The following is a 14,748-nucleotide window of genomic DNA, read 5'->3' on the forward strand; positions in this document are numbered from 1 at the left end:
CACAGCGACGCCAACGACTCGTCGGGGGATGTCCATGGGTAAGTGATCGGCCGCGGGGCGCGACCTTCCCATCGGCCTATCGGATTAATGACCTTTGGGCCAATCGGACGACCTCGGCGGCCCCGCTGAAGACCAGCAGGCCCGCCGCAACGACGAGCGCGAGGTCCAGCGGGACCTCGGGCATCCACAAGAGCAGGGCGGCGAGCAGCACCAGACCGGCCGCGCGGACGAGCCGCAACGCGCTGCCCGAGGGTGCGGCCACGGTCGCCCACAGCCGTCGCCACGTGCCCGGCGCCCCCGGTTCGAAGGCCGCCGCGGCGATCACGCCGAGCGCGCCCAGCGCCAGCGCCCAGAGCCGCAGGTCCTCCAGGAAGGCGCTCCAGATCGTGCCTACGACGGCGTCGCCGTGGCTCGTGTCGAAGGTCGAGAGCACCACGGCACGGCCGATCGACGTGGCCGCGACCGTCGCCCCCGCGGCGAGCGCGACCCCCAGCGCCACCCGCCGCAGCCCGAGCCGCCGGGTCGGGGCGCGCCACGCCGCCCACGCGAGCAGGACCACGCCGAGGAGGATCGCCAGCGGCGCCAGTGAGGTGAGCCGCCGGACGTGCGGCGCCGCCTGGACGAGGCCCGATTCGAGCCGGCCGCCACCGAGCGAGAAGAGCTCAGGGTCCCCGGGACCGAGCTCCCGCGCCGCGGCGGGCGAGCGGGCGGCGACGGCGGCCTGCAGTTCGCGCCCGGCGCCGGGCAGGACCAGCGAGGTCACACGGACGCGCATGGTGCCCGAGCCGTCATCGGCCACGGCCAGGTTCCCGTCGCCGAAGAGCGCGTCATGCAGCGTCTTCGCGCCGGCGTGGAACTCACCGGGGAATCGCGGCTCCCGCATGAGGTCGCCGACCGCGGCCTCGAGCACCGGCCGGCGAGCGGCGAGCGACGGGTTGGCCTCGAGCTCGCGGACGGCGATCCGCGTGGCGATCTCGTCCATCACCTCGTCCTGCGCCAAGGCCCCGGTCGCCCGGTCGGCGAACGCGCTTCGGTCCAGCACGGCGTGACGCCCGTAGAGCGCGAGGCCGCCGAGCATCAGCGCCATCACCCCCGTGATCAGCAATACGGCACACGGCCACCCCGGTTTCCGTGCCATCCGAGTGACCATAAGCGCCAGGGACGGCTCAGTCCCTGGACGTCAGTAGAGTCGATCGGAAATGCTGCGTGTCCTGCTCACCAACGACGACGGCATCGACGCGGAGGGCCTGCAGGTCCTGCGCCGCGCGCTGGCGGCGCTCGAGGACATCGAGCTCGCGGTCATCGCGCCCGACGGCAATCGCTCCGCCACCGCTCGCTCGATCACCTTCCGGCGCCCGCTGTGGGTGGCCGAGGTGCCGTTCGAGGACGGGACCGTCGGCTACGCCTGCGACGGCACGCCGGTGGACTGCGTCCGGCTCGCCTCGCTCGGCCTGATCGAGGGCTTCACGCCCGACGTGATCGTCTCCGGCATCAACCACGGGGCCAATCTGGGTGACGACATCACCTACAGCGGCACCGTCGCCGCGGCGCTGGAGGGCATCGTGCTGGGCATCCCCGGCATCGCCGTCTCACAGCAGTCCGCGCGGCGCGAGATGGACTTCCGGCTCGGGAACCTGTTCGACTTCAGCAATGCGGCCGCGTTCACCGCGCAGGTCGTCGACCGGCTCGACGACGTCCCGCTTCCGCCCGGCACGCTGCTCAACGTCAACGTGCCCGCGGGCGACATCGGCGGCGTCGAGGTCGCCCGGCTCGGCAAGCGGATCTATCAGGACCGGCTGGAGCTGATCGAGGAGGACGTGGGCGGCCGCCGGCTCTTCCGGGTCTACGGCGACTCCCCCGTCCACGACGACGAGCCCGGCACCGACCTTTCGGCGGTCTCCGCCGGCCGGATCGCGGTCACGCCGCTGCACTTCGACCTGACCGCCGAGCACGGGATGGAGGGCTTGCGGGAGTACGACCTCGCCCGGCTGCTGGGGGAGCGGTGACGCCCGCGGACCGGGCGGCTGAGCTCCGCGAGCAGCTCGCGTACCACGGCCACCGGTACTACGTCCTCGACGACCCGGAGATCGGCGACGACGCCTACGACGCGCTGCTGGACGAGCTGCGCGGGATCGAGCGCGAGCACCCGGAGCTGCTGACCCCCGACTCACCGACGCAGCGGGTGGGCGGGGAGCCGGTGGGCAAGCTCGAGAAGGTCACGCACCTGCAGCCGATGCTCTCGCTGGCCAATGCGCGCTCGGAGGAGGAGCTGCGGGCCTGGATCGCCCGCATGCGCAACCACCTCGCGCGCGAGGGCATCGAGGACCCGAAGTTCGAGTTCGTGTGCGAGCCGAAGATCGACGGGCTCGCCATGTCCCTGCTCTACCGCGACGGCGTCTTCGAGCGCGGCGCCACCCGCGGCAACGGCGAGGTGGGCGAGGACGTCACCCACAACCTGCGCACGATCGGCGCGATCCCGCTGAAGATCGACGACGCGCCGCCGCTGGTCGAGGTGCGCGGCGAGGTCTACATGTCGCTGCCGGACTTCACGGCTTTGAACGAGCGGCGGGCGCAGGCGGGGCTCTCGACCTTCATGAACCCGCGCAACAGCGCCGCGGGGACGATCCGCCAACTCGACCCGGCGCTGGCCGCCGAGCGGCCGCTGTCGATGTGGTGCTACGCGATCGGGGTCACCGAAGGGCTGTCGTTCGCGAGCCACTGGGAGTCGCTGGAGTGGTTGCGCGACCACGGCTTCCGCGTCAACGGGGACATCAAGAAGCTCGGTAGCGAGGACGAGGTCGTCGCCCAGTGCCTGCGCTGGCAGGAGCGGCGCGGCGCGCTGGACTTCGAGATCGACGGCGTCGTGGTCAAGGTCGACGACATCGAGCTGCAGCGCCGGCTCGGGGTCGTCGGGCGCGACCCGCGCTGGGCGATCGCGTGGAAGTTCCCGCCGACGACGGCGGTCACGAGGCTGAACGCGATCAACTGGAACGTCGGCAAGTTCGGCGACCTGCACCCGTTCGCCGCGCTCGAGCCCGTGCACGTGGGCGGCGTGACCGTCAAGGCCGCGACGCTGCACAACGAGGAGGATCTCGCGCGCAAGGACGTCCGGCCAGGCGACGACGTGATCGTCCTGCGCGCCGGCGACGTGATCCCGCAGGTCATCTCGCCCGCCCCGCACGCCGTGGACCGCCCCGATCGCGCGGAGAAGCCGCGGGTGCCGGAGCGCTGCCCGTTCTGCGACACGCCGACGGTGAAGGCCGACGGCGCTGTCTTCACCCGCTGCCCCAACCGCGACTGCCCGGAGCGCCGCTGGCAGCTCTTGACGACGTTCGCGCACGTGATGGACATCGACGGGCTCGGGGAGAAGCAGGTCGCGCTGTTCCAGAAGCTGGGCCTGGTGCGGACGGTCGCCGACTTCTACCGCCTGCGGCCCGAGCAACTGCTGGAGCTGGAGGGCTTCGGCCAGGTCAGCGTGGACCGGTTGCTGGCGTCGATCGAGGCGTCGCGGGCGCGGCCGTTCGGGACGGTGCTGTTCGCGATCGGGATCGAAGGCGTCGGCTACGTCACCGGCCGCTCGCTCGCCACCCACTTCCGCAACGTCGACGCGCTGCTGGCATCCACCCCGGAGCAGATCGCCGAGACGCCTGGGATCGGGCCGATCGTCGCGCGGCTCATCCACTCGCAGCTTGAGGAGCTGCGCCCGCTGATCGCGGAGCTGCGCGGCGTCCTGCGCTTCGAGGAGGAAGGCCCGGCGCCGGGCGAGGGTCCGCTGGCGGGCAAGACGTTCGTCCTCACCGGCACCCTGCCGGACCTGACGCGCGAGCAGGCACAGGAGCGGATCACGGCCGCGGGCGGCAAGGTCACCGGCAGCGTCTCCAAGAAGACGGACTACGTCGTGGCGGGCGCGTCGCCGGGCTCCAAGCTCGAGAAGGCCGAGCGGCTCGGGGTCACCGTCCTCGACGAGCCTGGACTGTTGGGACTCCTAGAGGATGCGGGTGGGTAGCGCGGTCTCGGTGCCCGGCACGACGCGATAGCCGAGCGCGCCCTCGCGCAGCGCCACCGCCTCAACGAACTCGGTGCCGCGGAAATGCAGCGCCGCGTAGTCGTCGGCGGCGTACCCGGGCCCGAGCTCGCCCCGCGTCACCGCGCCCTGGTAGACCGGCCGCCGCTGCTCGTTGCCGTCGTAGTGCGGGCAGCAGGAGCCGGGGAGGATGCCGAGGCCGTCCCGCAGTGGGGCGAGCGTGGGCCCGAACGAGTCCGTGGTGGAGCCCTCGAACCAGCAGTTCATCCCCGCCGACACGCCGGCGAGGACCGCGCCGCGGGCGTAGGCGCCGCGCAGCAGCTCGTCGAGCCCGTGCAGGCGCCAGACGGCGAGCAGGTTCGCGGTCGAGCCGCCGCCGACCCAGAACACGTCCTGCTCGGCGACGAACGCAGCCAGATCCTCGACCACCCGCTCGAAGAACGTCAGCTCCGTCGGGCGGCACTCGTGGGCGCGCATGGCGTGGTAGAACGCCAGCCGCCCGCGCTCGTGGTCGCCGCCCGCGGTGCCGAGGTAACAGACGTTCGGGCGCGCCTTCCCGGTGAGGGCGAGGATGAAGGCGTCCAGACGCGGGTCCGGATCGTCGGTCTCGAACGATCCTCCGCCGATCGCTACGACTTGGCCGCTCACCGGGCGAGAAGACTACGCGCAGGTCCGGTAGACGCGGGTCTCGCGCACCGTGCGGCCCTTGCGCTTGGCGGTGACGGTCACCTTCACACTGCCCTTGGGCTTGCCGCGCAGGTCGACGGTGGCGCGACCGTGCTTGACGCGGACCCGCTTCCCGGCGACGGTGACCTTCGCGTGGGCACCGCGCACACGGATGCTGAACCGGCGCCGCGAGAGGCACTCGCGGGTGAGGGGGAGGACGCCCGCGCCACCCTGCACGGCGTTCGCGCCGACCGTCGGCAGCGCCACGGCGATCTTGGTGAACGTGATCGCCGCCGCTCCCCGCGCCGGTCCGTACAGCAGCGTCCCGCCGGTCAGCTGCAGTGTGTATTTCGCGCCCTTGGCCGCGCTGGCGGCGATTGCCTCGAGCGGGCGGGCGATCGTGTGCGGCTGCCCGTCGAGCGTGACCGGGATCGGCGTGGCCTGGTTGCCGACCACCACGCCGCGGCGCTCGTCGACGAGTTGGGCGAACACGTGGGTCCCCGCGCCGGTGCCGCTGTACGTCAGCTCGAGCTGTGGCTCGCCGACGATCTGGGCGGCCGCGGGCGCGGTGATCGGAACGTTGACGGCGTTGACGGCGCGCCCGGCGCTGGCGATCGTGCCCGAGGCGGCGTCGGCCGGGTTCAGCGCGAGCGTGCCGCTGCCGGTCGCGGTGACCGGCGCGCCCGGGCTGACGGGGTAGTCGGCGGCGGAGCGCCACTGGGCGTCGTCGGCGAGCCACTCGAACTTCGGACCGGTGTCGATGGTCGCGTCGCCCGCGACGTAGCGCTTCAGCCACGCGACCACGGCCTGCTCGACGTGGCCCTTGGGCCCGGAGCCGGTCAGACAGACCCCATGTCCGCCGCAGAACCACAGCAGCTTGGCCGGGACGCCGTTCGCCTTCAGGATCGAGTAGTTGGTGATCGCCTCCTTGAGCGTGAAGAGCGTGTCCGCGGTGCCCTCGACGAGAAAGGTGGGGATCGTGAGCTGCTTGACCAGGTCGCCGGGGCCGCGGCTGTCGAACCAGGCGCGGTCCTCCGCGCTCAGCGTCCCGGTGGCCGCGCCGCTCGTGAACGCGGAGGTGATGTGCGGGTCCAGCCGGCCCTTGGACGTCGGGATTCCGAGCGTCGTCAGCGCGCTCGCCCACCCGCCCTTGACCGTCTCCTCCTTGTAGAGGCTGGTGAGCAGGCTGTGCCAGGCGATGATCGGGGCGATCGCGTCGATGCGCTTGTCGCGCGCGGCGGTCACGAGCTCGATCCCGCCGGCGTAGGAGACGCCGGTCATGCCCACCCGCGGGTCACCGGCGCTGTCGAGCTGCGCCTCGGGCTGCCGCGCGAGCCAGTCGAGCAGCGCGGTGACGTCACGTCCTTCTGCGTCGGGCGAGTCGACCGTCACCGTCCCGCCGCTGTTGCCGAAGCCGCGTGAATCCCAGGTCAGGACGTTGAACCCGGCCTTGCGCAGCGCGCCCACACCGACGTTGCCCGTCACCTCGTCGCTCGTCGCCTCCGGGTTGGTCTCGCGCGAGCCGCCCCAGCCGTGGCCCTCGAGGATCGTCGGCGCCTTTGCGCCCTGCGGCGACGGGTGAAACGAGAGGACGATCTGCGTCCCGTCGAACGACGTGATGGTGGCGTCGCGTGCTTGTGCTGCGGCGGGCGCGGCGAGGACGAGCGCCGCGGCGAGGACGAGGGAGCGCATGGCTCCCGTGCCTACCCGTTTTACGGTGCGTCGTAGCGCGCGAGTGCCACGGTCATGCGGTCCTGCAGCGTGCGGGCGGCGCTCGGGTTCACGCGGTTCATCAGCAGCGCGAACGCGACGCGCTCCCCGCCGGTGGTGTTGCAGAAGCCCGCCAGGGCGGAGACGTCGTGCAGCGTCCCGGTCTTCGTGTGGCAGCGATCCTGGGCCGTGGTGCCGCGCATCCGGTTGTACATCGTGCCGTTGCGGCCGACCACGGGGAGCGACTCGTCAAACGCGACCCCCGACTCGGACTCGTCCATGCTCTTGAGCAACTGGACGATCTGGCGCGGCGTGGTGCGGTCCTGGCGCGAGAGGCCAGAGCCGTCGACCACCGTGGGATCGATGCCGAAGGGCGCGATCGCCTGCTTGATGACCGTCCCGCCCGCGGTTGTGCTGCCGGCGGTGCCGAACTGCGCCCCGAGACCCTTGATCAGCATCTCGGCGATGTAGTTGTCCGAGGGCTGGTTCATCAGGCGGATGATCGCCGAGAGCGGCGGCGACGGCAGCTCTGACAGCGGCGTCATGCCCTCGGGCGTGAGGCCTGCGCGGGCGGCGCCGGTGATCTTCACGCCCTCGTGCTCGAGCGCCTTCTCGAACGCGTCGGCGGTGAACTTGGCGGGGCTGGCCTGGAAATACGGCGCGGCCTTGCCGGTGCGGCCGTGGTTGTAGGACAGCGCGCTGAGCGGGCCGACCTCGCCCGTGAGGGCGTAGCCGGACGCGGGGACGCCCCGGAAGGCGTCGAACGCCGACTCGTCGCCGACGACGCGGCCCTCGACGCGCTTGAGCCCCGCCTGGGCGAGTTGCTTGGCGAGCGTGGTCACCGAGGCGTTGTTGAACGTCGGGTCGCCGCCACCGCGCAGGACGAGGTTGCCCGTGATCGTCCCGGTCTCGTCCGGCAGACCCGCGGAGAGCACGGTCGTCGTGAGCCGCCCGTCGGCCCCGTAGCGCAGCAGCGCGCCGGCGGTCGTGAAGAGCTTGTTGACCGAGGCGGGCATCCGCCCGACGTCGGCCTTGCTCGCGTAGAGCTCGGTGCCGGTGCCCAGATCGACCGCGTACGCGCCGGAATACGCGCCCGCGCGGGCCATCTCGCGCTGCAGGACCTTCTTGGTCGCGGCGAGGCTCGCGGCGTGCGCGCTCGGCGCGAGCGCGAGCACGAGGAGGGCGATCAGGATTGTGAGGCGGCGCACGGGCATCCGAGCGTACGAAACCCGGCGGCGGGACCGAAGTCGCGCCCGCCGAAACGGACCGCGGGGTCTTACGTCTTACACTGCCGGGGTGAGCAACGTGGTCGCGATGAACGCTCCCGCCCGCCGGAAGCGCCGTTCCTCCCGTACCGCGCTCGTGCTGGGCGGGGGCGGGTTCACCGGCGGCGTCTACCAGATCGGTGCCCTGCGGGCGCTCGATCTGCTGTCCTCGAACCGGTCGGTCAACCAGTTCGACATCTACGTCGGCACCAGCGCCGGCTCGTTGATCGCGTCGCTGGTGGCCAACGGCGTGACTCCCGAGCAGATGATGCGCACGGTCAACGACCAGTTGCCGTCCGCGCTCCCTCCGCTGGGCCGGGAGATGCTCCTGCGGCTCAACAAGGCCGAGTTCGCCATGAAGGCGCTGAAGTTGCCGCTGCACGCGCTCGGCGTCGCCCGCAGCATCGCGGGCTCGCTCGGGTCGCTGAGCGCCGTCGACCTCGTGCTGGCCCTCGGCGACGCGCTCCCGTCGGGCATCTACACCGGCGAAGGCGTCGAGGACTACCTACGCAAGGCGCTCTCCGAGGAAGGCCGCACCGACGACTTCCGGCTCCTGGAGCGCGAGCTCTACCTCGCCGCGACCGACCTCGACACCTGCGAGCGGATCGTGCTCGGCGCCGAAGGCTGGGACGACATCCCGATCTCGTCCGCCGTCCGGGCGTCGACCGCGCTGCCGATGATCTACAAGCCGCACCGCGTGCGCGAGCGCGAGCTCGTCGACGGCGGCATCGTCTCCACGACGAACCTCGACATCGCCGTCGAGGCGGGCGCGAAGTTCATCGTCGTCGTCAACCCGCTCGTCCCCTACGTCAACGACTTCTCCAAGACGATCCCGACCCTGTTCGGCACCCGCGTGCGTCGCGTCTCGGACATGGGCTTCCCGAAGATCGGCTACCAGACCTTCAAGCTGCTCGCCTACCAGCGCCTGCACGAGATGGCCGGCCACTGGAAAGAGCGCTACCCGGGCGTCGACATCGTCCTGATCGAGCCCGACCCCGACGACGAGCTGATGTTCCAGACGAACATCCTCAACTTCGCGTCGCGGGTCGATGTGGCGCGCCACGGCTTCGAGTCGGTGACCTTGAAGCTCGCCAAGGACTACGACGAGATGAGCGAGGTCTGCCGCCGTCACGGCATCGAGATCTCCGCCACGCGCGTCCGCAAGGTCGTCCGTCACTTCTCGGCCGAACGTGAGAAGACCCGCGCCTGGCGCCGGATCCTCGAGCAGACCACCGGCGCGCTCTTGCGTCAGAGCAACGCCTAAGGGCGTTCTCACACCCGCCGACGCGCCAGTTCGAACAGTGCGAGCCTGATCGAAGACCGCACGGCGATTCGAGGCAATAAGGGGGCGAGTTCTCGGCGCGTGGACCTCTACGGTTCATGCACAGAACCCGGCGCCTCGGTCTCCTCAGCTTCGTCCCGCTCGCGGCGCCCGTCGCCCTCGTCGCCGCGATCGCGCAGATCACGGCGACCGTTGCGGGCGCTCCCGGAGAGTCCTCGCCGGTCGCGCTCCTGATCGGATTCGGCGTTGCCGTCGCCGGCCTGATCGCGGCGATGGTCGTGTACGTCCGATTCATCGTCCACATCGCGCGGCGGAGCGACTTCACCTCTTCGGACAAGGCGATGTGGATCGTCGTGTTGTTCGTCGCCGGCCCGCTCGGCCCACCGATCTATTGGTTTGCGATGCTCCGCACGGGCGCCGCTCAGGAGTAGAGGCTCTCGAAGCGCTCCGCGTAGAGCTCGTTGACGACGTTGCGCTTGACCTTCAGCGTCGGCGTCAGCTCGCCTGTCTCCTGGGAGAGATCGTGGTCGAGGATGAAGAAGCGCTTGATCTGCTCGACGCGCGCGTAGTTGGCGTTCACGCGGTCGAGCTCGCCTTGGATGAGCTCGATCACCTTCGGGTCGGCGTGCAGCGACGGCAGGTCCTCGGGGAGCTCGTGCTGGCGCGCGAAGTGGACGATCTCCTCGGGGTCCAGCGTGATCAGCGCGACCGGGTAGGGGCGGCGGTCGGCGTGCATGACCGCCTGGGAGATCCAGCGGGAGTTCTTGAGGTCGTTCTCGAGGTTGGCGGGCGTGAGGTTCTTGCCGCCCGCGGTGATCATGATGTCCTTCTTGCGGCCTGTGATGGTCAGGTAGCCGTCGGCGTCCAGTGACCCGAGGTCGCCGGTGTGCAGCCAGCCGTCCTCGGTGACGGCGCCGAAGGAGGCGGTGTCGCCCGCGCCGTAGTAGCCGCGGAAGATGTGCGGGCCGCGGATGAGCACCTCGCCGTCGTCGGCGATCTTGATCTCGCAGCCCGGGATCGCGCGCCCGACGGTGCCGAGGCGGTGGTCGGCGACCGTCGAGGTCGTGCTCACGGTCGAGGTCTCGGTCATCCCGTAGCCCTCGAGCACGGGCGCGCCGCACGCGTAGAAGAACTCGAGGATGTCCATCGAGATCGGGGCGGCGCCGGAGGTCGCCTGCTTGAGGTTGCCGCCGAAGATGTTGCGGACGTTGGCGAACAGCTCGGCGTCGGCCTTCTCGAACGCGGCGGCCAGGGGCGCGGGGACCTCCTGGCCGGCCTCGCGCATCCGGCGCACGGTAAGGCCGAGCTGCGTCGCGGCCTTGATCTTCTCGGGATCGTTGTTGGACGTGACGAGCGTGTAGATCTTCTCGAAGATCCGCGGGACCGACGGCAGGTACGCGGGCTTGGTCGCCATCAGGTCGGGCACGATCTGCTGCGGGTCGCCGCTCCAGTAGACGAGCGGCGCGCCGAGGTCCACGCACAGCAGCTGGATCAGCAGCGCGTAGGAGTGCGCGAGCGGCAGGTAGAGGTAGACGGGCTCGCCGGCCTCGATGACGCCGATCTCCTCGCACATGCGGGTGACCTGGCGGTAGTTGTCCTGGGTGAGGACGCAGCCCTTGGGCGGCCCGGTCGTGCCCGACGTGTAGATGATCGTGTACGGATCCGCCGGCTTGACCGCCGCGGTGCGCGCGGCGACCTCGGCCGCATCGCGCCCACGCCCGCGCTCCCGCAACTCATCCAGCGAGAGCGCGCCCTCGACCGGCTCGATCGCGATGACCGCCTCCAGCAGCGGCAGCTCGCCGCGGACGGCGTCGATCTTCGCCACCTGCGCGGCGTCCTCACAGATGACGAAGCGCGACTCGGAGTTGCCGACCACCCACGCGCACTCGTCCGCCGAGTTGGTCGGATAGACGGGCACGACGACGCCGCCGGCGGTCGTGATCGCCAGATCGGCGTACGTCCACTCGACGCGGGTCGTGCAGAGCAGGGCGACACGGTCGCCCTGCGCCAGCCCGAGGTCCACGAGCCCGCGGGCGATCTCAGAGACCGTCGAGGCGAGCTCGGCATAGGACACCTCGCGCCACTCGTCGTCGCGCTTGAACCTCGCCGCCGGACGCTCGCCATAGCGTTCGGCGGCCAGGTTCACGATGTCCGCGATCGTGACCGACCCAGTTCCGCGTTGGGCCGGCCCTGCCGTCGTCTCCTGCATTCCTTGCTCCTCCTCGAAAAGCCGAGGAGGCGATCCTACCCAGAGCGGCGCGCTACGCGCCGCAGATCACGCCGCTACAGATACAGAGCGGTGCTCTTCGACGCTCGCCAAGAACAGTGTCTTGTCGATTCTGCCCTGGAAGATCGGCACGCCCATTTCCATGCACTTCTCGATCACGTCGCGCCGTTCCATACCGGCTTCGCGAGCGAGCTCCGTGGGCGTGAGATGGATTGCCATCAGTACGAGTCCTCCTGGTGAGGTTTGCCACGTATAGGGGCACGGTAGCGCCTTCACCGGATGACCACAATCCCTTTGAGGTCAACGTGAACTAAACGTTCGATCAGACCGGATTCAGCTGATCGAAGAAGACGTGTTCGACCGCAAATCGGTCCGCCAGTAGTTCTCCGAGAGCCCTGACCCCGAACGTCTCGGTGGCGTGGTGCCCGGCGGCGACGAAGTGGACGCGGTGTTCCGCTGCCTCGGCCGTGATGTGTTCCCGCGGCTCCCCGGTCAGGAACGCGTCCAGGCCGGCGGCGACGGCCTCGTTGAGCGTGTCAGCAGCGGACCCGGAGACGATGCCGATCGAGCCGATCCGCTCCGGCCCGCGCCCGAGCAGCAGCGGCTCGCGCCCGGTGACCGCGTGCACGCGCTCGTGCAGCTCCGCAGCCGTCAGCGGCGTCGAGAACCGCCCCCGGCGGCCGATCGGCGTGCCCTTGTAAAGCCCGAACGGCTCGATGTCGGAGCACCCGAGCTCCCGCGCGAGGATCGCGTTGTTGCCGACCTCGGGGTGCGCGTCGAGCGGGAGGTGGTAGCCGGCGAGGTTGATGTCGTGCTTGAACAGCGGCCGCAGCCGTTCCGCGAGCAACGGCGTCAGGCCGGTCGGGTGGAAGTTCCAGAAGAGCCCGTGGTGGACGAGCACGAGCTGCGCGCCGAGCGCCACGGCGCGCTCGTGCAGCTCGAGCGTCGCGGACACGCCGGTGAGCACCCGCGTGACCTCGTGCGCGCCCGGCACCTGCAGCCCGTTTGGGCCGAGGTCTGCGAAAGCGGCCGGCTGCAGGAGCTCGTCGAGCGTCTGAATGATGTCGTCGATGTGTGCCATAGAAGTTTGAGCCCGGACAGTTTGGGCGATCAAGCCTTACGTCGTCTGCTCGCGGGCTATTCAGGGACCCGCGGGTGACTGTAAGCGCCTCAGCGGGAAGGGACCTTCACAAGTGGGTAGGGGAATGAGCGGCGCCACGCTGGTGCCGACACGAAACGCGGACGAGCCCGCGGACTCCGACCGGCGGCTGGTGGCCGCGGTCCGCCGTGGCGACGATCGCGCCTTCGAGCTCCTCTACGAGCGCTACCAGCGCCGCATCCACGCCTACGTCTACGGGATGGTCAAGGACCACCAGCGCGCCGAGGACGTCACGCAGGAGGTCTTCGTCTCCGCCCTGCGCCGGATGCGCGAGACCGAGCAGCCGCTCGCCTTCAAGCCCTGGCTCTACCAGATCGCCAAGAACGGCTGCATCGACGCGTTCCGGCGCTCCAAGCGCACCGAGGAGGTCTCCTACGACGCCGACGACGCCCTCGCACCCGCCGATCACTCGAAGCTCGTGGGTGCCGGCCCGTCGCCCGACGCGGCGGTCGCGGCCAAGGAAGACCTCGACAACCTCTGCGGGGCTTTCGGCGGCCTGAGCGAGACCCATCACGAGATCCTCGTCCTGCGCGAGCTCGAAGGCCTCTCCTACCAGGAGATCGGCCGGCGGATGGGCATGAGCCGCCCGGCCGTGGAGTCCACGCTCTTCCGCGCCCGCCGGCGCCTGACCGAGGAATACGACGACATCGTCTCGGGCGCGCGCTGCATGCGCATCCAGGACATCATCGGCGTGGCGGCGCAGTCCTCGCTGGGCGCGCGCGACACCCGCCGCCTCGCACGGCACCTGGCGCACTGCCAGAACTGCCGCCGCGAGGCGCTGGCCGCCGGGCTGGACCGCGAGCTCTTCGCCCGCCGCAACGTCCGCGAGCGGGTCGCGTCGGGGCTCGCCGGGCTGTTCCCGTTCCCCGCGTTCGCGCGGTGGCGCCGTGGTGGCGGGACGGACGCGGCCACCGCCGCGGCACCCCAGCCGGGCCGCTGGAGCGCGCACCTCCCGCTGCTCTCCGATCACCTGTCGAGCGGCTGGGGCAAGGCCGCCGCGGGGGCCGCGATCCTGGTCGCCGGCGTGGGTGGCGCGGCCGGCGTGCAGCAGGTCACGACGACGCCCTCCACGCCCGCGCACCAGCGCCCCGCGCTCGTCACGCCCGCACGGTCCTCCGCGACGACGACGACGACGAAGACGACGCCGCCGGCGAACGGCACGCCCGCGACCCACGACGCGGGCAGCGGCGCGGCCGGGACCTCGGCGTCGAAGGCCAAGCACACTTCCGGCGCGCGCATCACGCCGGGCACCACTGGGGGGTCGAGCTCACCGGCCGCCGCCGACCGTGCCACGTCGGGCGGCGGCGGCTCGGTGCCGCCCTCGTCTGGCTCGAACCCGGACACGCCGAGCGCCGCCGCCGACAGCGCTGGGAAGAGCGGTGGCGGTGGCGGAAAGAGCGGCGGCGGTGGCTCGCCGTCGACCTCGACCCCGGACGTTCCCTCCACGCCCGCCGTGGACACACCCGCCGCGGGCGGCGCCGTTCCCCCGGTCACGACGGTCGTCCAGGACACCGTCGAGAAGACCACCGGCGCCGTCCAGAACGTGACGCAGCAGACCACCCAGGCGGTCGACGACACCGTGCACACGGTCACCGGCGACGGCCCGGTGTCCGACACCGTCGATCACGTCACGGACACGGTCGACGACACCGTCAATCACGTGACCGGAACGCTCGACGACACCGTCGGAGGGCTCACCGGAGCCCTCGGCGGTGGTCACGGCGGCTGACGCGGCTACACTCTCCGGGCCCCGGGGCGTGGCGCAGCCTGGTAGCGCGCACCGTTCGGGTCGGTGAGGTCCCCGGTTCGAATCCGGGCGCCCCGATGGAACAAAGAGATACCGGCCCACTTCGGCTCGTCGCACGATTCGTGCGGCGGGCCGTTTTTCTTAGCTGGTGATGGGGAAGATCGGCAGCGAGCTGTCGACCGGCGCGACGGCGGGCGCGGTCACCTGCTGCTCCTGCGCCGCGCGGATCAGCAGCACGGGGATCGGGCTCGCCTGCATGACCTTCTGCGACACGCAGCCCAGCAGCGAGGTGTGCAGCCGGCCGTGGCCGTGTGAGCCCATCACGATCAGGTCGAACGCGCCGGAGCGCGCCCGCTCGACCAGCGCCCGCGCCGGCGGGCCCTCGACGAGCAGCGTCGTGACGCTGACGTCGTCGGGGAGCGTCCCGGCGGCGACGCGCAGCATCTCGGCGTAGTGCTTGATGACCTCGCTGCGCGGCGGGGCGGCGCCCGAGGCGAGCAGCGCCGTCGCGGGGACCTGCGGGACCGCGGTCACCAGCGTCAGCCGCGCGCGCTGATCTCGCGCCAGCTCCGAGGCGTGCGTCAGCGCGGCTTCGGCATCGGGCGAGCCATCGACCGCAACCAGGATGTTCCGGTACACGCTGCTCATGGGCCTCTCCTGTGCCCGAT

At 71.1% G+C, this 14,748-nt stretch carries 13 protein-coding genes and 1 tRNA gene; 6 read left to right on the top strand and 8 right to left on the bottom strand.

The annotated features are described in order from the left end of the window. Positions 1-76 precede the first annotated feature (76 nt). Entirely contained in the window at positions 77-1,138 is a 1,062-nt protein-coding gene (locus tag OM076_RS20450) for a hypothetical protein (protein ID WP_270041909.1), read from the bottom strand. A 61-nt stretch (positions 1,139-1,199) separates the two neighbouring features. Between OM076_RS20450 and surE the strand changes: the two genes are divergently transcribed. Beyond that, positions 1,200-2,006 (top strand): 5'/3'-nucleotidase SurE, encoded by an 807-nt coding sequence (surE, locus tag OM076_RS20455; protein WP_270041910.1) that lies wholly within the window; start codon positions 1,200-1,202, stop codon positions 2,004-2,006. Next, the gene (gene ligA / locus OM076_RS20460; protein ID WP_270041911.1) at positions 2,003-4,006 is read left to right on the top strand and encodes an NAD-dependent DNA ligase LigA; all 2,004 of its coding nucleotides are present in this window, start codon (positions 2,003-2,005) and stop codon (positions 4,004-4,006) included. Before surE ends, ligA begins: the two co-directional genes overlap by 4 nt. Here the strand turns inward: ligA and OM076_RS20465 are convergent. The 3 genes from OM076_RS20465 to dacB are packed head-to-tail and all read right to left on the bottom strand — an operon-like array spanning position 3,986 to position 7,608. Further along, on the bottom strand, positions 3,986-4,672 hold the full coding sequence (locus OM076_RS20465) for a Type 1 glutamine amidotransferase-like domain-containing protein (protein ID WP_270041912.1): 687 nt from the start codon (positions 4,670-4,672) through the stop codon (positions 3,986-3,988). The genes ligA and OM076_RS20465 overlap by 21 nt on opposite strands. A gap of 12 nt (positions 4,673-4,684) precedes the next feature. Further along, the gene (locus OM076_RS20470) at positions 4,685-6,382 is read right to left on the bottom strand and encodes a CocE/NonD family hydrolase (RefSeq protein ID WP_270041913.1); all 1,698 of its coding nucleotides are present in this window, start codon (positions 6,380-6,382) and stop codon (positions 4,685-4,687) included. A gap of 20 nt (positions 6,383-6,402) precedes the next feature. Next, positions 6,403-7,608, bottom strand: a complete 1,206-nt coding sequence (gene dacB / locus OM076_RS20475; RefSeq protein WP_270041914.1) for a D-alanyl-D-alanine carboxypeptidase/D-alanyl-D-alanine endopeptidase — start codon at positions 7,606-7,608, stop codon at positions 6,403-6,405. 88 nt (positions 7,609-7,696) lie between these two features. Between dacB and OM076_RS20480 the strand changes: the two genes are divergently transcribed. Together OM076_RS20480 and OM076_RS20485 are read left to right on the top strand one after the other, a co-directional pair. Beyond that, positions 7,697-8,929, top strand: coding sequence for a patatin-like phospholipase family protein (locus OM076_RS20480; protein ID WP_270041915.1), 1,233 nt, complete (start codon positions 7,697-7,699; stop codon positions 8,927-8,929). Positions 8,930-9,045: 116 nt separating this feature from the next. Further along, on the top strand, positions 9,046-9,378 hold the full coding sequence (locus OM076_RS20485) for a PLDc N-terminal domain-containing protein (protein WP_270041916.1): 333 nt from the start codon (positions 9,046-9,048) through the stop codon (positions 9,376-9,378). Here OM076_RS20485 and OM076_RS20490 read toward each other — a convergent pair. From OM076_RS20490 to OM076_RS20500, 3 genes are all read right to left on the bottom strand, one after another. Next, positions 9,369-11,156, bottom strand: coding sequence for an AMP-dependent synthetase/ligase (locus OM076_RS20490; protein WP_270041917.1), 1,788 nt, complete (start codon positions 11,154-11,156; stop codon positions 9,369-9,371). The genes OM076_RS20485 and OM076_RS20490 overlap by 10 nt on opposite strands. Positions 11,157-11,222: 66 nt before the next feature. Beyond that, positions 11,223-11,393 (bottom strand): hypothetical protein, encoded by a 171-nt coding sequence (locus tag OM076_RS20495; protein ID WP_270041918.1) that lies wholly within the window; start codon positions 11,391-11,393, stop codon positions 11,223-11,225. Between the two features lie 103 nt (positions 11,394-11,496). After that, the gene (locus tag OM076_RS20500; RefSeq protein WP_270041919.1) at positions 11,497-12,255 is read right to left on the bottom strand and encodes a Nif3-like dinuclear metal center hexameric protein; all 759 of its coding nucleotides are present in this window, start codon (positions 12,253-12,255) and stop codon (positions 11,497-11,499) included. A gap of 124 nt (positions 12,256-12,379) precedes the next feature. Here OM076_RS20500 and OM076_RS20505 point away from each other — a divergent pair, with 124 nt between their 5' ends. Together OM076_RS20505 and OM076_RS20510 are read left to right on the top strand one after the other, a co-directional pair. Then, entirely contained in the window at positions 12,380-14,062 is a 1,683-nt protein-coding gene (locus OM076_RS20505; protein ID WP_270041920.1) for an RNA polymerase sigma factor, read from the top strand. Positions 14,063-14,084: 22 nt separating this feature from the next. After that, a tRNA-Pro gene (locus OM076_RS20510) sits at positions 14,085-14,158 on the top strand. A 63-nt stretch (positions 14,159-14,221) separates the two neighbouring features. On the opposite strand, the gene OM076_RS20515 is transcribed toward OM076_RS20510, so the two are convergent. Further along, a complete protein-coding gene (locus OM076_RS20515) occupies positions 14,222-14,728 on the bottom strand; it encodes a universal stress protein (RefSeq protein ID WP_270041921.1) in 507 nt (168 codons plus the stop codon). Between the last annotated feature and the right edge of the window lie 20 nt (positions 14,729-14,748).

The sequence above is a fragment of the Solirubrobacter ginsenosidimutans genome, assembly GCF_027587205.1.